The sequence below is a fragment of the Bacillota bacterium genome (genome assembly GCA_013314855.1).
Taxonomy (GTDB): domain Bacteria; phylum Bacillota; class Clostridia; order Acetivibrionales; family DUMC01; genus Ch48.
Window position 1 is genome coordinate 1 of the sequence record JABUEW010000004.1, and the last position, 22,671, is coordinate 22,671.

A 22,671-nucleotide genomic window follows, 5' to 3' on the forward strand; every position below is an offset into this window, starting at 1 on the left:
CCGGATGAAGGCTACCACTTTGTCAAGTGGAGTGACGGCTTAACCACTGCAACCAGGACGGATGAGAATGTAACAGGTAACATTACAGTAACTGCCGAGTTTGCAATCAACACTTACACAGTAACCTTCAGGAACTGGGACGGAAGTGAACTTAAGACAGAGGCAGTAGAGCATGGCGACTCAGCGACAGCACCGTCAGAACCGGCAAGAGAAGGATATCACTTCACAGGCTGGGATGCTGACTTTAGTAATATAACTTCCGACCTGACGGTGACTGCAATTTTTACGATAAATGAATACACACTGACCTATACAGCAGGAGAACACGGAAGCATTGAAGGAAGTGCAACCCAGACTGTAAGCCATGGAAGTAACGGAACTGCTGTAACTGCCGTGCCGGATGAAGGCTACCACTTTGTCAAGTGGAGTGACGGCTTAACCACCGCTACCAGGACAGATAAGGATGTCACAGGTAACATTACAGTAACAGCTATCTTTGAAATAAACGAATACGAATTTACACCGCCGTCCATAACAGCACAGCCGGTCAGTCAGACAGTAACTGCGGGACAGACAGTCACCTTCACTGTAACAGCGGCAGGAGATGCACCTTTAAGTTACCAATGGAAGAAGAATGGCAATAGTTTGATCGACGAAGGTAATATCAGCGGAGCTGCCACATCCACATTGACCATTAACAGTGCACAAGCTTACGACGCAGGCAGCTATACCTGCTATGTGAGCAATGCGGCAGGCAGCGAGACCAGCGACGCCGCCACCCTGACGGTGAATGCGGCGCCTCCTGTAAATAACCCGCCCACGGCGAAAAGTCCGGTACCGACTCAAAATGTGACCGCAGGCGATACAGCCACATTCACCGCTGCCGAAATTGCGGAGGATGCGGACAGCGATCCGCTGACCATCACGGCCATTGTGACAGGCCCGGACACAGCAAAGGCAACGGCAAGCCTTAATAGCGGCACTGTTACCCTCACCGGCGTGGCGGCGGGCGACACATCGGTTGTGGTCACGGTCTACGACGGGACGGATACAGCAGATGTAACCGTACCGGTTTCGGTAACGGCGGCGCCGCCCACCCTGGTAACCTCCATCACCGTAAGAGGGGCAGGCGACGCGACAACAGTAGTGAACGGCGGTACCCTGCAAATGACAGCGGAAGTATTGCCTTCTGATGCCACGGATAAGAGCGTGACCTGGAGCGTGTATTCCGGAACGGGCACAGCCGGCATAAACGCTTCCACCGGATTGCTCACGGGCACCGGAGAAGGCACGGTGACGGTAAGGGCGACGGCCAACGACGGCTCCGGGGTGTACGGCGAGGCAACCATCACCGTCACGGCGGCGCCGCTGCCGGTCATGGGCGGCAGTGTAACCATCAGCGGCAATGCCAAATACGGCGAAACACTGACAGCGGATACATCAGGCATCACCTATACCCCGGACACCAGCGATGACGTGCCAACCTACCAGTGGAAACGCGGCGGAGCGGATATCCCGGGGGCCACAGCCTCAACCTACACATTGGCGCAGGCCGACATCGGCCAGACCATCACCGTGACTGTCACCGCCGATGGCATCCACGCTACGAGCAGCGTCACCAGTGCTCCGACGGCTGTTGTGGACAAAGCCGACGGGCCGGCGGCCCCGGGAGCACCTTCGCTGGCAAGCAAAACCCACAACAGCGTCACCCTGGAAGCCAACGCAGCCTACGAATTCAGGGTAAACGGAGGCCTGTGGCAGGACAGCAATATATTCACGGGTCTATCACCGGAAACCTCATACACCTTTACCGCCAGGGTCAAAGAAACCGCCACCCACAAGGCATCGTCCGAGAGCGCGGGGCTGACCGTATCGACAGATGCAGCGCCGGCCCAGCCTGACACCACTCCGCCGGCCGTGGCGGACGGAACCATCACTGCCGGCGGCCTCACCCACAACGGAGTCACCTTGAGCTGGAGCAAGGCGACGGACGATGTGAGCCCCCAGGGCGCTCTGCGGTATCGGGTCTATTATTCGGATTCAGACAATATAGCATCAGTAACAGACGCGGTATATAACGGCACAGCAGCAGGAGATTACGCAACAGATATCGGCACAAAAGAAATTACCGGCTTGAATAGCAATACCACCTACTACTTTAACGTCATCGTTATGGACGAAGCCGGGAACAAAACCGCTTACACCATGACATCAGTAACCACCGCGGCCGCGCCGCCCGTGAACACCGCGCCGAAGCGCAAATCCGGCGTACCGGCAACAGCGACGGCCGTCGTGACCGTGAACAACGTCTACACCCTTGATCTGTCAACCATATTCGAGGATGCCGACGGCGACGACCTGACCTACAAGGTATCGGTGAACGGCGCCGCGTATGCTGCTGCAGACGAAAATTACTCCTACACGCCAAATGCTGTAGGCACAACCATCCTTATATTCACAGCCAATGACGGGAAAACGGATTCCACCGTCACCTATACTGTAACCCTGACGGCCAGTGCCGCTGTAACCTGCACCGTTTCCTTTGATTCCCAGGGCGGCAGCTCAGTAGCAAGCATTACCGGCGTTGCGCCGGGCTCCATCATAACCGCGCCGTCCGTGCCGACACGGTCGGGCTATACCTTCGGCGGCTGGTATAAGGAAGCGTCCTGCGTTAACGCCTGGAACTTCGGTACTGACACGGTAACGGCGAATATAACCCTCTATGCCAGATGGACATATAACGGCGGAGGCAGCAGCAGTAGCACCGGCACTCCTGCCACGCCAACATACAAAGCTGAGGTTTCAGGCATCAGCACAACAGAAACCAGCCTGCCCGTCAGTGTCAATACAAATACGGACAGTGCGGCAACAGACCTTGGTACACTGGCCAAAGATATCTTTGCCGGCGCGGGGACGGCAGTCCTCACAGTACCCTCCATTCCCGGCGTGAACTCCTATACCGTAGGAATACCCGCCGCTTCCCTGTCAGGATCACAAGGGGAAGGCGTACTGACCTTCTCCACCGGCGCGGGCAGCGTCACCCTCCCGTCCGGCATGCTGGCGGGAATTCCGGGAACGGAAGAATCGAGCGCAGGTATCACCATCGGCCAGGGTGACAAGTCCGGCCTGCCGGAGGAAGTAAAAGCAGCCGTCGGCGACCGGCCTATTGTCCAGCTCACCCTGACCCTGGACGGCAAGCAGACCGAATGGAACAACCCAAGCGCGCCGGTGACGGTAAGCATCCCCTATACGCCGACGGCGGCGGAGCTGGAAAACCCCGAGCATATCGTGGTCTGGTACATCGACGGCAGCGGCAGCGTGGTTTCGGTGCCCAACGGGCGCTACGACCCGGCCACCGGAACCGTGACCTTAACCACCACCCATTTCGGCTATTACGCCGTAGTCTACAAGCAGGTGAGCTTCAAGGACGTGGCAAAAGGCGCGTGGTACTCAAAAGCGGTTTCCTTCATCTCCGCCAGGGAGATCACCACCGGCACGGGAGGCGGCAATTTCAGCCCGGATGCGAAGCTGACCAGGGGGCAGTTCATCGTCATGCTGCTGAAGGCGTACGGCATCGCCCCCGATGCAAACCCGCAGGACAATTTCGCGGACGCGGGCAATACCTGGTATACCGGCTACCTGGCCGCGGCCAGGAGGCTTAAAATATCCGCGGGCGTGGGCGGCAACGTGTTCGCACCCGAAAAGGAAATCACCCGCCAGGAGATGTTCACTTTGCTGTACAACGCGCTGAAGGTAATAGGACGGCTGCCTGAAGGCGATTCCGGCAAAAGGCTTTCCGATTTCAGTGACACAGGCGAAATCGCCCCCTGGGCGAAAGAGGCTATGAAGCTGCTGGTGGAAACCGGCACCATCGTCGGCAGCGGCGGCAAACTTTTGCCTCAGGACACCACCACCAGGGCGCAGATGGCCCAGGTACTGTATAACTTGCTCTCAAAATAAAAGGACACATGCAGCAAGGAACTAAAGCTTGGCAATATGCAGATCCGGCACTCATATGCCGGATCTGCGGCAAAGGCAAATACTGAGGATAAGGTTAAGGAACGGCCTGAAACAGAGCTTTATCAACATGAGGCCGCGGCAGCCATCCGCAGGCTGGAGGCCGGGAAAAACAGGCATACCCCCATTATCGCCGTCACCGCCGGCGATACCCCTGAGGAAAAGGAAATGAGCCTTGCCGCCGGCATGGACGATTACATAAAAAAGCCCGTCCTGCTGGACGCCCTGTCCGGGACGCTGGTGCGCTGGCTGCCGGGCGCCGTGAAAAACGGGCGGCAGGTTTTGGGGGGCGCTTTCGCCGAAACCGCCGCAAGCCGGGTTATTCTCCCCTCCTTTGTGCCGGAGGGGAAAAAGGCGGAGCTGCTGCAAACGGTGGGCGCGGACCCGGCGCTTTTGTCCCGGGTGCTGGCCGCCTTCCTGCGGGATATGCCGGAAAAGCTTGCCGCGCTGGAAGCCGCCCTGAAGGAAAAAGACGCCCCCCGTGCCCGGCTGCTCTCCCACGGGATGAAATCAAGCGGGCAGTTTGTTGGAGCCGCCTCCTTCGCCGCCCTATGCGGGGAGATGGAGGAAAAGGCCGTCGCCGGCGCCCTCGAGGGGGCCGATGAGCTGGCGGAAAAGATCCGCCGGGAACTTGTAAAAATTCAAAAAGAACTGGCACAGTAGCAGAGGCCAGAATTCAGTAGTCAGAATTCAGAATTTAGGAGTCGGAATTCTATATTCGATATATATCATTAGAAAAACACTCTATTATTCTGCCCTGAAAATAGATCGTCGCCATTTTCCTCCCGCTGCTGGTGCCGCTTTGGCGGCGTGGGGGTCTGACTCCTGACTTCCGACTCCTGATCCCTGTCTCCTGAAAAAATCTACCTTCCCTAAAGGTAAAAAGGGATAGAGCCTAAAGGTTGACCTGCTATAATATTCCGGACGCAAAATGAATTGTTTGAAAAAGGCATTGTGACGATTGCCTTTGCAAATTAAGAAGGGAGGAATAATATATGAATTGCAGACGACACAGGAAAAGAAGGACCAGTTCTTTTCTTGTCCTATTTCTTGTCCTGTTGCTGACGGTGAATCCAGTTATGCCTGCCAAGGCATACGCGCTTCCGTCAGTAGAGGATCTGGTCAACGAAGCTCTTGAACAAACGGGCATGAAGGATTTGGCGGACGATGTGGCCGAGACTCTGGAAGACGCCGTGAACGGCACTTTGCCGGTGTTGGAGAAAGTACCGGAAATGGTCATGGACGACACCAAGGCAAAAGCGGAAGATGCGGCAGCGCAGCTCTCCGTGATCATGCCGGTGCTGCGGGAAATTGCGGAAACCGGAAACGTTGTCACTGAAATTCTGGGCGCCGTACCCATTGACTTCGACATTGATGTTGCCGTGCCCATGCCGGGAGACTTGGGCAGCGACATAGGAGCGAAAGCCTGGGCGAAGAAGCAGGGGGATTACCTTTCACTGTGCATATGGGTGGACGGCCCCGGCCGCAGCCAGGCCATTTTCGGCATCGCCAACGACGACCCTCTGGGCGGGGGGAACGCGCCTCATTTTGAGAACCCCGGGCACATAACCACTGCTTTCTATGACATAACCCCCAATGGGCGTGACTATGTCCATGCCCGGCTTCCTTTAGGGATGGATATGCCCACGGTATATGCGCGCGGCTATATCCCCTGGGGGTCTAGGGATGAGCAGTACATTAAGGTTGAAATCGGCGGCATGACCGACACCCAGGTAAACCTCAACTTTGAAGTAAGCCTAAAGGGGACGGCGGACGCGGAGGTCTCCATCGAGGGCGAGGCCAAAGCCAGCTTCTCGGTGGGCGTATCGCCCCAGGAGGCGCAGAAGGTCGCCAACCGGACCATGATCACCATGAATAAGGCCCTGATCGCCGAGACGGAAAAGGGTGAACTCGGCCCCGAGGCGGCGGCCAGGGTCATCAAGGCGGCCATTGGCCAGTTGAAAGCCTGCTCCGCTGAAAACCCCGGGGCCATCGGTTCGGTTACCCTGGGCGTGGATATCGCCGGGCTGGTGGGGCTGGGAGTGGCGGATTCCGTCTGGCCGGGCATCAGCGCTTCCGGCGGGCTGTATCTGGAATTGCCCCTGGACGCGGCGGCAAACATCGGGCTCGACGCTTTGGAAGGTTTACTGGAAAATGCGGAGCTGATGACCAACGATATCCACCGGATTGCCTCCTGTGTGTTAAGCGGCGATCTCAGCAGCGAAACCCTGAATGAAGTGACCGCGAGGCTCCAGAATTCCTGGGAAAACGGCGCAAAACCGGTATTTGAAAATATAGTCAATGATACTGTAGGGGCCGTTGCCCAAACCAGCGTCGGCATTTCCTTATCCCTTGACCTGGCGGGAGAAGGCAGCACCTCTGGCGGCGGCGACGGCGGCACTGAAAGCTCCTTCAACCTCTTTGCCGCCGATGCTTCAATTCCCGGGGGAGAGGCTTTGGTGGCGGCTGCCAACGGAGAATTCATCAGCGATACTGTCGAAGGCCTGGCCCTTTTCCTGGGCAACATGCTGAGCGGCAATGTGGACCGGGATGTGCCGGACCAGCTTGACAGGCTGGACGAAGTGGTTGACAACCTTGCGGAGGGAACGGTGCTGAGACTCGACATCTGCACGCCCCTCTATGTCCAGCTTACCGCGGAGCTTTCGGCCAAACCGCTGGTCGAGGCGTCCAAAACCAGTATCGAATACCTCAGGGGACTAAGCCGCGCCATGCTTCAAGCCGCCAGGGAAGGCAGCCTGGAACCGTTGCGGAACATCGAAAATTACATCCAAGGCGGCACGGAACACCTGCTTGATTTCATCAAGAGCATCAGCGGGTCCATGTTCGGCCTTGACCTCGGTATTGGCGCCAGCGCCGACCTGGGAGCCGAAGCGATGGTGACGGTGGACGGCGGGGCCTCCGTGTACATGGAAGCCAACCCCGAAATGATCTTCTTCGTGACCTCCCTGGGCGAGCTGCAGTTTGACGACGTGACGGGCCTGGCGCAGGCGGGCATTGACATCTCGGTGGGCGCCAGCGGCGGCGTCAACCTGGGCGAGGGCGTGGAGCTGGGGGTTCAAGGCGGCGCCAGCGTGGATACCAGCCTGCTCAAGCTGCTCCTGGAGGAGCATCACGGTCCCATTGATGATCTCTATACCGTAAAAAGTTCGTCCAACGCCAACCTGGGCGAGCTGACCGTAACAGTCGGCGGGCAGCAGCGCAACCTGATACCGGAGCTGAACGACACTGATACCAGCTACACCGCGTATGTTCCCTACAACACCAATCTTGTCACCGTTGAGGCAAAACCCCAGAACCCAGGCGCAAAAGTGAGATTTTGGAGCCTGGATACGAATCGGTACACGGAAGACCTCAACGGATACAACATGTTGGTACCGATCACCGTATGGGCGGAAGACGGGACGATGAAGGAATACCAACTGTCGGTGCTGCAGGGTCCTTCCATCAAGCTCAGGTCCCTGAGTTCGCCGAACGATTCCGTATACTTTAGGCCTGACCAGTTTAGTCCTGACCAGAACAATTATGTTATCAACGTACCTTTATATCGCACCGATATTGAGTTCGTTCCGGTACTGGACAACATCAAAGCCACCCTCAAAGTGAACGGCGTGCCATGGTCCAGCGGGCAAACTTTCAAAGCCCCCCTCAATGTGGGAGAAAACATCATTACCTTTGAGGTCGGCGACTACATGGACACCAACACCTACACGGTCAAAGTGAACCGGGCTCCGTCCAGCGACGCCACGCTTGCCTATCTGAGCGTTAACCAGGGCACACTGGATCCGGCCTTTGACATATACACGAGATCCTATACCGTGAGTGTCGATGAAGATGTCGCCAGTATTGCTATCTACGCCGATGTTAACGAGCCCCACGCGACGGCGACCCTGTACAAGGTGGACGGAAATCAGCGTGAAGAACTGCAGTCCCAGCTCTACGGCATTCGCAAAACTGTTGATATCCAGCCGGGAGAGAACAGCTTCGAGATTGTCGTCACCGCCCAGGACGGTACAACCAGGGAAACTTATAGCCTCAAGGTCTTCCGGACAAATGTGCCGCTCAAAAGGCTGGCGGTCAGGATAGGCGATGGGGCAGGCGCTCAAAACATGGAACTAACTCCCTCTAGCTTAGGCCATGGTTTAGATTTAAACAATGACTCCAACGTCTATATAACCGCAGAGCCCATAAGCGAGAACGTAAAAGTCTATATAGGAAATACAGTGGTCACCAAAGAAGATGGGTGGACGGCAAATCTTGGGCAAATCCGCGAAGACCAGCAGGTGTCGATTCCCATCACAGTCAGAACATTAGCCGACCTAAAGCGGACCGATTATGTAATCAGATTTAATTCATCAAACTATGAAGATCGCCTGGAGAGTATCAGGTTTGTATACAAAGACCAATCCGGCAACGATCAAACAGTCGTGCCGTCATCCGGCACGGACGGGTTCCATGCGGAGGTGCCTTCCTACGTAGATCGGATTAAGGTATATGCAACGCCCAAATATACAGGTAACAACCCTGCTTACACTTTCGTAAGTCATATGATTGACTATGCCGGTTCGACTGTCTTTGTCGACCACAGTGTTCCGGGCGTAACCGTTTCCCTTGGATTCGGAATGAACACTATTCCAATAACCGTCGTTGCCGCAAACGGCAATACCTCGACATATAATCTTTACGTTACGCGGCCAACACCTCCGGAAATGATTGCCGATCTTACCAGCATTTCTGCTAACTGCGGAAGTTTTGACCGTGCTTTCGATCCGCAAATTACAAGTTATGTCCTCACCATCCCGTATCAGCCGGACGAAGACGCCAATTCAACCACGTACCCGGGGTGGCCGAGTGAGGTTGAAATTAGGCTTGCATGCGCGTCAAATGGTTCGACATTCCAGGTGCCTACACAATATGTCACGAGGAAATACTCGGTTCACGGTGAGGGCGGCTTCGTAAATCCATTATTATATGAGATCCATGTGGAAAACATATATACATTTGACCCTATCCCTGTGCAGTTTTCCGTTACCTCTCCGAACGGACAGGTGAGCAAGGTCTACAACATTACCATCCAGCGCTCCCCTTCTGCGAACGCCTGGTTGGACCCTAACAGCGGACTGCAGGTAAGCATAGACAAGGACAGCATAGGAGGCTTGAATCCAGATTACTACATTTTCAACCTAGCCTACACCGTCAATGTGGGCAGCGAGGTGGATAAAATCTACCTTCGCGCCAAACCCATGTACCCCGGAGCATCTCTGACCATCAACGGGGCTACAGCGGAATATCAATACGATGATGTCAACTATCCATATCCAGTACAGTACTGCGAATGGCGGGAAGTGCCCCTCAGCGCGGGAGCGAATAAAGTTGAGGTTGCAGTCACCGCGCCGAACGGCAAAAACACCAAGACCTATACCGTCACGGTAAACCGCGCGGCGCCGCCCGACACCGTGCCGCCTTCCATCGGAGTTCCGGGGAACATCACGGTTGAGGCGACTTCTTCCGCCGGGGCGGTCGTCAACTTCAATGCCAGGGCCATCGACGCCGTGGACGGCGAAGTGCCTGTGACCTACAGCAAAGAACCGGGGTCCGTATTCCCGCTGGGTGACACCGCCGTAACCGTCACCGCCCAGGACCAGGCGGGCAACACCGCCACAGCCGGCTTTACTGTCAAGGTGCAGGACACCACTCCGCCGTCCTTTGGGCCCGTGGGGGATGTAGAAGTCGACGCGGCCGGTTCCGGCGGCGCGGCGGTTAATTTCTCCGCTACGGCCACAGACCTGGTGGACGGTCCGGTTGAGGTCATGTATTCAAGGACGCCGGGCTCCGTATTCCCGGTGGGAACTACCAGGGTAACCTGTATGGCGGAGGATTCGAGGGGCAACGCGGTTATTAAAACCTTCAATGTGACCGTTATAGGCCAGACAGTAGAAAATGCCGTTATTTCTTCGGATGCTGCGGATTTTGACAAAAATATCGCCAACCAGGCGGATGTGGAAACCACCATCACCTGGAATAGCGCCACAGCCGTTACCGATGTTAAGAAGGCCGGAGCCTCCATTGGAATGGAAAACTATGCTGTAAACGGAAATATCCTGACTATAAAGAAGGAGTACCTGGCAACTCAGCCCACAGGCGGCCTTGTGCTGACGGTGGAATTCGACAGGGGCAATGCGGCGACGCTGGCTATCAATATACTCGATACGACACCGCAAATCATCAGCGCAACCATCAGCCCGACGACAGTGACTTTCGATCTGGATAGCCCCGGCGACGTAAGCACGACCATATCCTGGGGCAGCGCAGCTACCGTCACTGATGTGGTCTATGGCTCAGTTTATTTGACATCGCCTGCGGATTATAACGTTAGCGGGAACATCCTGACCATAAAGGAAACCTACCTCTCCGGACTAAATCTGACCGAAGGGAATTCCATAGACTTTGAAATCTCGTTTGATGCGGGAGACAGCGCAGTACTGACAGTTAACGCTGTCAGCAGCTACGTGCCGTCCGGTGACGCTGCTTTAAGCGATCTGAAAGTGGGCGGAGAAACCGTTGCGGGCTTTGTATACAAACAGTATGAATACACTGTCCAGCTGCCATACGGCACTCAGCCCGGCAGTCCGGCAGCCTTCGTCAGCGCAACGCCGAATGACTCCAGGGCAAACGTGCGCATCACTCAGGCCGCATCCCTGCCCGGAGCAGCTATGGTGGAGGTCACTGCCGAGGACGGCACTGTGCTGACCTACACCATACACTTTACTGTGGCAGAGCCACCGCTATCCTCCAATGCAAGCCTAAGCGGGCTGACATTGAGCGCCGGGAGCTTGAGCTTCGCGCCGGATACGGTAAGCTATACACTAAGCGTAGCCAATGGAGTAACAAGCACAACGGTTACCCCTGTTACAGCGGACGCAAATGCCAGGGTGCAGGTGAACGGAAAGGATGTTGAAAGCGGTCGGCCCTCCGAACCCATAGCACTTAAAGTCGGTAGCAACACGATTGTTATTGTGGTTACGGCACAGGACGGTGTAACCGCCAGGACATATACAGTCACTGTGAACAGGGCGGCAGCGCCAAGTGGAGATAGGGATGATGACAAAGGCAGTGGCGGAACCCCAACCCTTCAACCCCAGCCTGCGCAACCTCCGGCAGCAACTGTTGGCGGGTTGAAGACCGCCGCAAGTGTGGATGCAGCTACGGGTACCGTAAAAACAGAGCTTGATGCCGATACTCTGAATATGGCCCTGGAAGGCGCACTGACAGGTGATGACGGGAAAAAGACATTGGAAGTTGAACTGTCCAAGTCGGCTACGGGAAGCTACAATGTGGAATTTCCGGCATCGGCCCTTTCCAATCCGCATGCTGATATAAACATTGAAATCAAAACTGATGCAGGCACAGTTACACTTCCGGGCAACATGCTTGCTGGTACAGGATTTGAAAATCAGGGTGATGTAGGCTTGACAATTAAAAATGTTGATAAGTCAACTCTCCCGGAGGAGGTTAGAAACGCCGTAGGCGATAAACCGGTGATACAGCTGGGCCTTACAGTTGATGGCGAGCAAAAGGCTTGGAACAACCCGGACGCTCCGGTGACGGTAAGCATTCCCTATACGCCGACGGCGGCGGAGCTGGCCGATCCCGAGCATATTGTGGTCTGGTACATCGACGGCAGCGGCAACGTGGTCTCGGTGCCCAACGGGCGCTACGACCCGGCCACCGGCACCGTGACCTTCACCACCACCCATTTCAGCCACTACGCCGTGGCATACGTGCACAAGACATTCGGCGACTTAGGCGGCGCGGAATGGGCCAGAAAACCCGTTGAGGTTATGGCCTCCAAGGGAATCATCAAAGGAACAGGAAAGGATACCTTCTCCCCCGCTGCCAATATCACCAAGGCCGATTACCTGGTGCTGCTGATCAAGACCCTGGGACTGACGGCGGAATTCGACGGCAACTTTGACGATGTGGAGCCGGGCGCCTACTATTATGAAGCCGTGGGGATCGCTAAAAAGCTTGGCATTGCCGCGGGCAACGGGAACAACCGGTTCAATCCTAAGGAAAGCATCTCCCGTCAGGACATGATGGTGCTGACAGCCAGGGCACTGGAGAAATTCAGGGGATTGAAGGCTGTGGACGCCAACGGTCTGCTGGATAAATACAGCGACAAGGGAGACATCGCCGGCTATGCGGCCAATAGCCTGGCCACACTGGTTAAAGAAGGCCTGATCAAGGGCTCCGGGGACAGGCTGAACCCCCGCGCAAATGCCACAAGGGCGGAAGCAGCCGTGTTCCTGTACCGGATCTACAATAAATACTAAAGATAAGCTTCACCAATGGAAATAAGCTAATACCTTGAGGCCGCGGTAAAAAAGGACTGCGGCCTCAAGCATTATCTCCGCCTTTTTCTAAAAGAAATGCTTTTGTTCCAAGCGGTCCAGGCTCACCTATAAGCTGGAACTTCTTCGTTAACATCAACATAATATCCGTGACAAGGGCAAACCTGCCTAAAGGCCGGGACGCAAAGCCATAGGGTCTAAGGTGCTAAAAAGCGCTATGACAGCCTGGTTGCCGCAAAGACTGTGTAATTAAACCTGCCCTTTTTAGCGGCGGGTTTTTTGTTTGCCAAGGCGGATAATTTTCGGCAAAATACGACACTCATGTGAATCTTGGCACTGTTTAAAAGCATCGGGAGGGCTGACACATGAAAAAATCTATTGAGAGGTTGGAGTAACTGAATTTGCGTGCTATCAAGGCATCTGCAGCGCAAGAATTATCTCCCTCGGTTGGAATATGCACCTTCCAGCCTTATGGCTTTATGTGCGTTCATTAGATTTTTCATTTGGCAGTCCAGCTCATATTGATCGGAAAACCGCAGTCTGCAACTCGCAGATTGCGGTTTTCTTTTTGACAAAAATCTTATATTTTCGACTGAAAACAACAAATAGACGCCTTGCCCAATCGGCAAGGTGCCGCTCCCCTCCGCTTGTTCTTCATTTTCCGGATTAAAAAATCTCGAAATGGAGGACAAGCTCATGGAAGAACAGGAGAGCAAGTATACATTGCTGGTTAACAAAAAGCGCGTCGCCGTGGGCAAAGAGGTATATAAGGCCTACTACCGGCAGAAGGAGCGCGAAGCGTATCTGGACAAGCTCGCCGGCAAGCACAACATATCCTTTGAGGAATGCGAGGAAAAAGGCATTCAGGTGGATTACCTGTTATCCCGCGCGGAAGAATCCATAGAGGAGGGCGTCATCAAGAAGGAAATGCTTAAAAAGCTGGCGCTGTGCCTGGAAACGCTTTCCGAGCAGGAACGGCTGCTGATTTACGCGCTGTTTTTCCAGGGGAAAAGCGAGCGCCAGTTGTCGGCGGAAACGGGGACGCCGCAAAGAACTATCAACGATAGAAAGCGCAGGATTCTCCTGAAGCTGAAAAAACTTTTGGAAAAATAAAAAATAAATCCGCTCAACCCCCTCATTTTTTTCCTTAAAGAAGTGAGGGGGTTTTTTTATTCCCCCATTGCTCTTTGAAAAAAGCTGGCTTTAAGCCGTCCATATCCAGCGGCTCAAATACGTTAGCCGTTCAGCCGGAAACGGAAAGCGACATTGGCAGGCACGCGAAGACTGCCTGCGGATCAGTCAAGGCGATCCGTAAAAACGATGGCATCAAAGGCGACGAGCGAGAAATGCCTGGACATAAAACAGTCTGTGGTGGACTGTATCGCGTTGACCTGAACGGCCTATAATGATACTCCCGCATAGTCGAGGTTAGGTCCCAGAGTGCGGCCCGGAGGCTCTCGGGGAGGTGGAATTCCTGTGATATCCGCTGACCACGGATAGTTTGCGCCGCTGCCATTGGTGCTTGGGGAGCAGTGTCGAATTAAGCACATCGTCTGAAGCCGTTTATTCAGACCTGAAATGAAGAACAAGCGAAAACGCTTTGATCTTAGAAACTATGCGGCGGGACGGCCACGCCCCGCCGCATCCTTGTAGGATCAAACCATATATTAACGGGAGGCATGAAAAATATGGATGAAAAGAAACGAGCATGGCTTTACTGCCGCATCGACGCTCCGGAGGACGAGCATGGCCGCCTCAAAGGGCAGCAGAAAGAACTCGAGGACTACGCCGAGCAGATGGGGTTTGAAGTGGTCGGAGTCTCCCAGGACACCGGCAGCGGCCTGAATTTTGCCAGAAACGGCCTTGCCGAGGTAATCGAGGCTGCGGCTGAAGGCAAGATGGATGTGCTGCTTATTGTAAATCTCTCCCGCCTGGGCAGGGATACCGTAAAAACAATGGATTTCATCCGGGGATTGAACCAGCTTGGAATCGGACTCTATTCCCCGCTGGAGGGTGAAATCAAGCTGACGCGGCTTGAGGAAACGTATGGCGGCCTTGCCGCCATGAGAATGGAATAAGGAGGAAGCTGGTATGAACGAATCTGCCGAAAGAATCAGCGCCAACGCCGACTATATCGGAATTCTCAATGCTTTGAACTGGCTGGTTTCCACCGGTAAGATCACCGCCGAGGACGGCAGAAAAACCGCCTCGCGTATTGCCGAACAATTGGGAGCCTCCATCTTCATTGTTTACCGCTATTGGGTATAGCTATGACGCCGGTTGTGTGGTAGTGTATGTTGTTGACAAGAAAGGAGGCGAAAAGCCGTGAAAACAATCCAAAATACTGTTGGCGGAGCACTGGCGGGAGAACTTCAACCGGAAGCTCCCAGGGTTATTGTAATCAATCCGACCGTTCAGGCCCAAAAAGACAAGCTGCGCATCGCGGCATACGCCCGTGTCAGCAGCGACTCCGACGACCAGCTGAACTCCTTCGCGGCGCAGGTGAGCCATTACACCACGCTGATCCGGGAAAACGAGAATTGGGAACTCGTCGACATTTATGCCGACGAGGGCGTCACAGGACTGCGGATGGATAAGCGGGAGGATTTTCAGCGCCTTCTCCGCGACTGCCGCAAAGGGAAAATCGACCGAATCCTGACCAAATCCATCTCGCGGTTTTCCCGGAACACAAGGGAGTGTCTGGAAACCATCCGGGAACTCAAATCCCTTGGCGTGACCATTTATTTTGAAAAGGAACACATCGATACCGGAGAAATCAGCAACGAGATGCTGCTGACCTTTTTCTCCGGCAACGCCCAGCAGGAGTCCATGTCCATATCGGGAAACATGCGGTGGAGCTATCAGCACCGCATGAAAAACGGCAAATTCATTACCTGCAAAGCGCCCCTCGGATACCGGCTGCAGAGCGGAACCCTGCAAATCCATGAGCAGGAAGCTGAAATCGTTCGCTATGTTTTCAACAGCTATCTGAACGGAAAAAGCAAGGACGAAATCGCAGATGAACTGACTGCGCAGGGCGTCCCCACAAGGGACGGAAAAGACAGGTGGCACTACAGTACGATAGACTATCTCCTGAAAAATGAACGGTATGCAGGCGACGCCCTGCTGCAAAAACGGTACACCACCGCCGTCCTGCCGTTCCAGAAAAAGCGCAACAAAGGCGAGAAGGACAAATACTATGTCAAATACTCGCATCCCGCAATTATCTCCCGCGATATTTTCGAAAGGGCGCAGGAGTTGAACCAAAGCAGGAATATCCCTACCATGTCGAAACGCTCGATGTATCCGCTGAGCAAAAGGATTCGATGCGGAGAGTGCGGGTCGCTTTTCAAAAGGAAAACCTGCAACGGAAAAACCTACTGGGTATGCCACAACCACAATAAAGGCAAATCTAACTGCACTGTAACCCAAATTCCGGAGCCGGAGATCTACGGAGCATTCCTCCGGCTGTACCACAAGCTAAAGCTGAACTATGATAAAATTTTATCCCCCATGTTGGACCAACTGCAGGCGCTCAAGCGACACCGAAACTTAAGCAATCTGCAGGTGGTCGAGCTGAACCGGCAGATCGCGGAACTCACTGAGCGGAATCATGTGCTGAACGGACTGAAGTCCAAAGGCATCATCGATTCCGCTCTTTTTATATCCCAAACCGACGAGCTGAGCAGAAAAATCCGCGCCTTAAAAGCAGAGAAAAACAAGCTGATGGAAAAGGATGAGGACGACAGCGCCATCACCGAAACCAGGAGCCTGATCGAAATCCTGGAGGACGGACCGGAGCATCTGAGCGGTTTTGACGAAACGCTCTTTGACAGCATAGTGGAGCTGGTTACCGCCGAGTCCGGCGAACGGCTGAAATTCAAGCTGATAAACGGTCTGGAGCTTGCCGAACCCATAGAAAGGACGGTGCGGTAGCATGAAAAACCGATACATCCCATTCGGATACCGGCTTTCTGAAGGAGTCATCGTACCTCATGACAGGGAAGCGGAAATGGTGCGGCTGATCTTCCGGCAATACATATCCGGCGAGTCCTACGGCCGGATCGCCGCCATGCTGGAAAAAGCGGGGCAGCCCTATAGCGAAGGCTCCTCCCGCTGGAACAAGAATATGGTGGGACGCATCCTGCAAAACCGGAAATATACCGGACAGGACGGATATCCCAAACTGGTCACGGAGGACGAGTTCAGACAGTCCGCCCTGCTCCAGCAGGCAAAATATACCCGCAAGGATATACATACGGCTCTGGAGATTACAGCCCTGAAAAGGAAAGTATTTTGCAGAGAATGCGGAAGCCCTTATGAAAGGATTCTGGACAACCGGACCGGGGAGAAATGGAAATGCAAAAATACCGGGTGCCGCCGCACGACAAAAATCACCGACACCCTGCTGACCGGGCAGATCATCTCCCTGCTGAACCTTGCCGTTGAAAATCCGCAGCGCATCGAAATCCCGGCCATTGAAAGCCGATGCCATGACCTCGAAATCACAAGGCTGACCAACGAGATCAACCGGGAACTGGACAAGACGGACTGCGACGAGGAATACGCCAGAATCCTGATCATAGCCCGCGCCGCCGCCCAATACGAGAGCTGCCCGGAAGGTCTCCTGCCGCAAAAGGCGCGGGAAATCAAAGCGGCCTTTGAAAGCCGTAAACTCCTGACACAGTTTGATGCGGAGCTGTTCGAATGCGCCGTGGACGCGGTCGTCGTCCAGCCGGACGGAACGGTCTCCCTGAAGTTAAAAAACGGACAGAGCCTTGAAAACAGGCCGGAAAGGAGAGCAATGCCATGCTGATGGCACAAAGCGATTTACAACCGCAAGAAAAGCAAATTATCATCATCCCCGCCAATCCCCTCGTAGCCCAAAACAGGACATTCCCCCGGCAGCTTCGCGCCGCCGCATACTGCAGGGTCTCCACCGACCAGGAGGAACAGCTCACCAGCTACGAGGCGCAGGTGGCTTACTATACCGACAAGATCATGAGCAACCCAGAATGGACGCTGGCAGGCATATTCGCAGACGAAGGCATCACGGGGACATCGGTAAAAAAGCGCACCAACTTTCTGAGAATGATCCGTCTGTGCAGGAAGGGCAAGATTGATATCATACTGACCAAGTCTATCAGCCGGTTTGCGAGAAACACGGTAGACTGCCTGAACTACATCCGGGAACTCAAGGAGCTGGGGATAGCGGTCATTTTTGAAAACGAAAACATCAACACCATGAAAGCGGACACCGAAATTATTATCACCATGCTGGCAGGCTTCGCCCAGGCGCAGAGCGAGTCCATCAGCCAGAACGTCCGCTGGGGCAAGCGCCAGAGCTTCAAAAGCGGAAAGGTATCCTTCCAGTATTCAAGAATCTACGGATACGAAAGGGGCGAGAATGATAAGCCCAGGGTGGTCCCCGAACAGGCGGCTGTAGTGCGGCGGATATTTCAAAGCTATCTTGCCGGAAGCAGCGTGCCTGATATCAAGCGGATGCTGGAAGCGGAAGGCATCGCCGCGGCGGGAGGAAAGCCCCAATGGTCCGTCGGCGCCCTGCAGTACATGCTCCGGAACGAGAAATACTGCGGCGACGCCCTCCTGCAAAAGACCTTCGTGGAAAACTGCATCAGCAAGAAAACGAGGAAAAATAACGGCGAGCTACCCAAATACCTGGTTCAAAACCACCATGAGGCGATCATCGACCGTACGCTTTTTGAGAAAGTGCAAGCGGAAATCGCCCGCCGTGCCGGAAAGCGGAAGGTATCCGACAAGACCAGCAAAACCGGACAGTCCAAATACAGCGGAAGGTACGCCCTGACCGAGCTTCTTATCTGCGGCAACTGCGGTACTCCCTACAAGCGGGTGACCTGGTCAAAGCGGGGCAAGAAAAAGATCGTGTGGCGGTGCATCAGCCGGTTGGACTACGGCACGAAATACTGCAAAAGCTCCCCCACCGTCGATGAAGAAAGGCTTCAGGCAGCGGTGCTGAAAGCCATCAACGCCATGATGAGCAATCGGGAACGGCTCATCGGTATCCTTAAAACCAATCTGAAAATCACGCTTTCTGAAAAAAGCAGCGGCGCGACCAATCCATACGCAATCGAAAACCGCATCCGCGAGCTGCAGGACAGCATGATGGAGTTGGTGGCGGTCGCGGCAAAGGCGGGAAACGCCGAAAGCTACGAGGACAAGTTCAGAGAAATTTCGGAGGAAATCAAATCCCTGCAGAAAACACTGGAGCAATACCAGGCGGAGCAAAACGGTCCGGATGAACTCGCCAGGCAGATGGATGACATCTGCAAGGCGCTGGAAGACGCCCCCTTTGAAATAACGGAATACAGCAACAACATTGTGCGGCAGTTTATCGACACCATCAAGGTGGTGAATGAAGATAAGCTGCTCTTTATTTTCAAAGGCGGCATTACGATGGAACAACCGCTCACAATATAGGATATCCCGATGTGGAGTGAATAACAAAACCATCTTAGCGGAGCAAAGCAGCTCCGTTATTTCCATTGAAATAAGCTGAATATGAATGATACAAGTTTTTCTGCTTTGTTAAGTTGAGTGCTCCGGAACTATTTATGTAGAATAGATTGGATTGTCAATTACTTGTTCAATTTGTCCGAGTATATAATGAAATAGCAAAACGAAGATCCATACCAACCATTTGATGTTTTTATCAATAATATAGTGACATCTTTTTTTACCTAACTTTCCAAAAATAAAATGTCGAAAACTGTCGTGTCATTGTAGAAGAAGATGACGTGGCAGTTTTTGTATTATGGTGAGACAGATATATTCCCTTGTTGTTGAATCAGGTAGTTCAACGACGTGAATAGGATGGGATTTAAAATTGCAGATAGTATAATCTGCAAGATGTATAAACAACTGCCTTGCGTGACATTATTTAACGTTAACAGAATGGAGACCTTTATATGATACAATCGAAGTCAACATTATATAAAAACAACTTCTGGCTGCTTGCTTTGGAAGGCACTTTTGTTATGGCAGCAATAAGCTTCTTTAGCTCAAGCACAATCATACCAGTATTTATTAATACCATGACTAACAGTAAGCAGCTTGTTGGACTTACCATTACATTAGGCTCGTTTTTTATGTATCTGGGTCGTCTGCTTATAGGACCATTTATACCACACATAAAGAACCATGCAAAGTTTTCTACAACCCTAATGTTTATGACTCGTCCTATACTATTGCTGCCCGCACTTTTTATTTTCATTGGGCTAACTAAGGCATCTGTTATCGCATTGATAGCAGCATATGCGATTTTCTGGCTTTGTGATGGCGCAGTAGTCCCCCCTTGGTCTGAGGTGCTTGCCAATACTGTGGATGAGCAAAGGCAAGGGAGGCTCCTGGGCTGGCAGATGTTATTAGGAGGTCTAGCGGGCATAGGAAACGGTGCTCTCATAAATATACTCCTTGCAAATCCTCAGTTTGATATAAAACTTGCGTTCGGTTGGATTTTTCTAATCGGAGGGATATTTTCCGTCCTTTCCTGTGTAACGATGGCTTTTGTAAAAAACGCACCTCATCCTCACAAAACTGGTAAGATTGATATAATTGGTTATTATAAAGGGCTGCCTAAATGCTTAAAAAGTGAAAAGGATTACGCACGCATGATGGGGATACAATTCATGTTTCTAACAGCTGCTATGTGCACTCCGTTCACAATACTATTTGCCAGTGATCAACTTAAAATGCCACAGAACATGATCGCATTGCTCATTCTCGCTCAGACCTTAGGTGCACCGATTGGAGGTTGGATGTGGGGCCAGATATGCGACCGTATAGGGGCGCACAACGGCATCAAACTGGCAGGTGCAAATATACTGCTGATAGCTTTTCTATCCCTGCTTGCTTTTGTTTTAGAAGCTCTAAATCCAATGATTATTATGCTCCCGGTTTTGTTTTTAGCCGGTATAAGTAGTGGTGTATGGTCATGTTATTATATATACACAGTACAGGTAGTCAGTCCTGAATCACGTCCCTCCTGCCTGGTATTATCATGTGTTATTACGCTTCCAGCCTCATTTGCCAGCTACGTTGCCGGTTACATATTAGAAATGTTTGGCTTTGCTGTGCTATTCTTCATATCTATCATATTGACGCTTGTCGGTATGACTCTTGCATGGAGGCTGAGGCCAAGCAAGACGGTGGTGGCTGAAAAAAATGCTCTCGAAATATAAGTAAGCACGTCTTAAATAATCGATTTGCAATAGAGGACTATTTTCCAAGTAAAAGACGTTATCAATGAAGTTGATCAGTGCCCTTATCGATACGTGAAAGTATGACCAAAGAACGAAAAGTATTATGACCAAAGAACAAGAGGGCAAGCTTTGAAGCTTGCCTCTAGTTTGATTATTATTTACCGGTAAGTGTGTAGTCGTTCGATCAGGCCTTCTCTGAGTACCTGAGAAAAGTTGATACCTTGCTGAACCGCACGGTCATTGAGCCAACTCGGTATCGTCACCGTCTTTTTGACTGATCGTTCGAAATGTGTCCGTGCATATTCATCGACATCGACCGAGACAAGGCTTACAAAAGCCTCAACATAATCATCATATTCGGCTGCCGGATCTATATTGTTAAGCTCAGAAGGAGCAGGGACTTCTTCGCCTTCCTTCTTCGCCGTATAGAGGTACCCAGCCAAGCAGTCGATAGCCATTTCCATCGCCTGTTCTAACGTTTCCCCGTCGGTTGCCAAGTGTCCAAGATCGGGAAATATGACCGAGTAGCCACCGGACTTCTCTTTGTAGAAGCAGGCTGGATAAACGGATAACATAGCAACCACCTTTCTTTCTTTACAAGCCTTTCCATAAGGCTCGCCAGATTATAATTGACAGGCAGGGCAAGGGGCTATTACTTCAACCCTGCCTGCTTGAGAACAGAGTTAACAACCGCCGGTTTTATATCGCCGCGATGGTTAGGTATAGTAACCTTACCGGGCTTTGTTGGATGCTTGTAATGAATGTGAGATCCGACACTCGACTTTCGCACCCAGCCGTCGGCTGTTACTATTTTCTCCAATTCTCGAAATGTCATGCACAACACCCCTTGCATTAATATTATATCTTTTGATACGTACAGTGTCAATACGTATTAAATTGGCCCAGGTACATTTTCTTTCTATGACCCATTATATTCCGGAAAGATGCCACAGGTCTTAAAGAGCCTGTAAATTCACTTCGGGGCAAATCAAACTCACTCCTCGTCGGATTAACAGGCTCTACAAGTCTTTCGCACTATTTCGCTCATTATATGGGTCATGTGCAAAAAATGCGCCCCGCCGCAAGGACCTGGTTGTAATATTATTGAAAATACTATATAATTAAATTGGAAATAGAGCATGGAGAGGAAAGCAATCTAATATGGATAAAGAAATGATTGTAGCGAAAATAAAAGATTACTTTAATAGTACGAAAAACATTAGTGCTGTGTATTTATTTGGTTCAGTTGCAAAAAACAAGAACAGAAAAGATAGCGACATTGACATTGCGGTATTATTCTCCGAAGGTATGGATATGGTTGAAAGATTTGATGAAAAATTGAGGATTGCTTCCGAACTTGAAAGTATATTTCATACAAAAGTAGATGTAATAGACTTGGAAAGCGCTGACCTGTTTTTTGTTCATAAAATTATGGAGGAGAAAATATTGATTGTTGACATGGAAGTAAATAGAAGAGTTAAGTTTGAAGTTGCACAGCGAAGGAATTTTTTCGATAGACAATACTTTTATAAGCTCTACCATGAATGTGCCATGAAGAGATTGGAGGAAATGGAGTAATATGGTGGATGTAAACGTAGTTCAGCGACGTTTGGTAGCATTGGAAGAGTACATAAATGATTTATTGGAAGTGAAAAATGAAATAAATTGGGATGTTTTTTCAACCGATAAAGTAATTAGAAGATATGTAGAACGTACGTTACATATGGCAGTGGAGGCCTGTTTAGATATAACAAATCATATAATTTCATATGAAGGTTATAGAGAACCCAGAGATAATAAAGATAGTTTTGAAATTTTAAAAGAACAGGGCATGATTTCAGAAGAATTAAGTGTACAGTTAAAAAAGATGGCTCAATTTAGAAATGTCATTGTACATGATTACCTTAGAATCCAGCCTGAAATTGTATATGCTATATTAAAAAAGAATGTTCCGGATCTCATAAGATTTGCAAAAAGTATAAAGAGCAGATTTATTGATTAATAAAGAAGCAGCCAGCCTTTGATCTTTTCGGAAATCTTTCAAT

At 51.9% G+C, this 22,671-nt stretch carries 14 protein-coding genes and 1 riboswitch; of the genes, 12 read left to right on the top strand and 2 right to left on the bottom strand.

What is annotated here, in order from left to right:
* The 10 genes from HPY74_01195 to HPY74_01240 all read left to right on the top strand — a co-directional run.
* Positions 1-3,960 (top strand): InlB B-repeat-containing protein (locus tag HPY74_01195; protein NSW89292.1); only part of this gene is annotated, 3,960 nt, incomplete at its 5' end.
* Between the two features lie 36 nt (positions 3,961-3,996).
* A complete protein-coding gene (locus HPY74_01200) occupies positions 3,997-4,680 on the top strand; it encodes a response regulator (GenBank protein NSW89293.1) in 684 nt (227 codons plus the stop codon).
* Between the two features lie 332 nt (positions 4,681-5,012).
* The gene (locus HPY74_01205) at positions 5,013-12,368 is read left to right on the top strand and encodes a cadherin-like beta sandwich domain-containing protein (protein NSW89294.1); all 7,356 of its coding nucleotides are present in this window, start codon (positions 5,013-5,015) and stop codon (positions 12,366-12,368) included.
* Between the two features lie 165 nt (positions 12,369-12,533).
* A riboswitch (cyclic di-GMP riboswitch) is annotated at positions 12,534-12,623 on the top strand.
* A 459-nt stretch (positions 12,624-13,082) separates the two neighbouring features.
* Complete coding sequence (locus tag HPY74_01210; protein NSW89295.1) at positions 13,083-13,499, top strand: sigma-70 family RNA polymerase sigma factor; 417 nt, start codon at positions 13,083-13,085, stop codon at positions 13,497-13,499.
* Between the two features lie 575 nt (positions 13,500-14,074).
* Positions 14,075-14,464, top strand: a complete 390-nt coding sequence (locus HPY74_01215) for a recombinase family protein (protein NSW89296.1) — start codon at positions 14,075-14,077, stop codon at positions 14,462-14,464.
* 13 nt (positions 14,465-14,477) lie between these two features.
* Complete coding sequence (locus tag HPY74_01220; GenBank protein ID NSW89297.1) at positions 14,478-14,654, top strand: hypothetical protein; 177 nt, start codon at positions 14,478-14,480, stop codon at positions 14,652-14,654.
* A gap of 57 nt (positions 14,655-14,711) precedes the next feature.
* Complete coding sequence (locus HPY74_01225; protein ID NSW89298.1) at positions 14,712-16,322, top strand: recombinase family protein; 1,611 nt, start codon at positions 14,712-14,714, stop codon at positions 16,320-16,322.
* A gap of 1 nt (position 16,323) precedes the next feature.
* Complete coding sequence (locus HPY74_01230; GenBank protein NSW89299.1) at positions 16,324-17,202, top strand: recombinase family protein; 879 nt, start codon at positions 16,324-16,326, stop codon at positions 17,200-17,202.
* On the top strand, positions 17,196-18,845 hold the full coding sequence (locus HPY74_01235) for a recombinase family protein (protein ID NSW89300.1): 1,650 nt from the start codon (positions 17,196-17,198) through the stop codon (positions 18,843-18,845). Before HPY74_01230 ends, HPY74_01235 begins: the two co-directional genes overlap by 7 nt.
* 488 nt (positions 18,846-19,333) lie before the next feature.
* Complete coding sequence (locus HPY74_01240; GenBank protein ID NSW89301.1) at positions 19,334-20,605, top strand: MFS transporter; 1,272 nt, start codon at positions 19,334-19,336, stop codon at positions 20,603-20,605.
* A gap of 179 nt (positions 20,606-20,784) precedes the next feature.
* Here HPY74_01240 and HPY74_01245 read toward each other — a convergent pair whose 3' ends face one another.
* On the bottom strand, positions 20,785-21,201 hold the full coding sequence (locus tag HPY74_01245; GenBank protein NSW89302.1) for a type II toxin-antitoxin system HicB family antitoxin: 417 nt from the start codon (positions 21,199-21,201) through the stop codon (positions 20,785-20,787).
* Positions 21,202-21,278: 77 nt separating this feature from the next.
* Positions 21,279-21,461 (bottom strand): type II toxin-antitoxin system HicA family toxin, encoded by a 183-nt coding sequence (locus HPY74_01250; protein ID NSW89303.1) that lies wholly within the window; start codon positions 21,459-21,461, stop codon positions 21,279-21,281.
* Positions 21,462-21,787: 326 nt separating this feature from the next.
* On the opposite strand from HPY74_01250, the gene HPY74_01255 reads away from it, so the two are divergent.
* Together HPY74_01255 and HPY74_01260 are read left to right on the top strand one after the other, a co-directional pair.
* Positions 21,788-22,204, top strand: coding sequence for a nucleotidyltransferase domain-containing protein (locus HPY74_01255; GenBank protein ID NSW89304.1), 417 nt, complete (start codon positions 21,788-21,790; stop codon positions 22,202-22,204).
* 1 nt (position 22,205) lies between these two features.
* Entirely contained in the window at positions 22,206-22,628 is a 423-nt protein-coding gene (locus HPY74_01260) for a DUF86 domain-containing protein (GenBank protein ID NSW89305.1), read from the top strand.
* Positions 22,629-22,671: the final 43 nt, after the last annotated feature.

Bases quoted from the DNA above. Each gene is read 5' to 3' on its own strand.
- HPY74_01200 (NSW89293.1), top strand. From the start codon at position 3,997: ATGCAGATCCGGCACTCATATGCCGGATCTGCGGCAAAGGCAAATACT.
- HPY74_01205 (NSW89294.1), top strand. From the start codon at position 5,013: ATGAATTGCAGACGACACAGGAAAAGAAGGACCAGTTCTTTTCTTGTC.
- HPY74_01210 (NSW89295.1), top strand. From the start codon at position 13,083: ATGGAAGAACAGGAGAGCAAGTATACATTGCTGGTTAACAAAAAGCGC.
- HPY74_01215 (NSW89296.1), top strand. From the start codon at position 14,075: ATGGATGAAAAGAAACGAGCATGGCTTTACTGCCGCATCGACGCTCCG.
- HPY74_01220 (NSW89297.1), top strand. From the start codon at position 14,478: ATGAACGAATCTGCCGAAAGAATCAGCGCCAACGCCGACTATATCGGA.
- HPY74_01230 (NSW89299.1), top strand. From the start codon at position 16,324: ATGAAAAACCGATACATCCCATTCGGATACCGGCTTTCTGAAGGAGTC.
- HPY74_01235 (NSW89300.1), top strand. From the start codon at position 17,196: ATGCTGATGGCACAAAGCGATTTACAACCGCAAGAAAAGCAAATTATC.
- HPY74_01240 (NSW89301.1), top strand. From the start codon at position 19,334: ATGATACAATCGAAGTCAACATTATATAAAAACAACTTCTGGCTGCTT.
- HPY74_01245 (NSW89302.1), bottom strand. From the start codon at position 21,201: ATGTTATCCGTTTATCCAGCCTGCTTCTACAAAGAGAAGTCCGGTGGC.
- HPY74_01250 (NSW89303.1), bottom strand. From the start codon at position 21,461: ATGACATTTCGAGAATTGGAGAAAATAGTAACAGCCGACGGCTGGGTG.
- HPY74_01255 (NSW89304.1), top strand. From the start codon at position 21,788: ATGGATAAAGAAATGATTGTAGCGAAAATAAAAGATTACTTTAATAGT.
- HPY74_01260 (NSW89305.1), top strand. From the start codon at position 22,206: ATGGTGGATGTAAACGTAGTTCAGCGACGTTTGGTAGCATTGGAAGAG.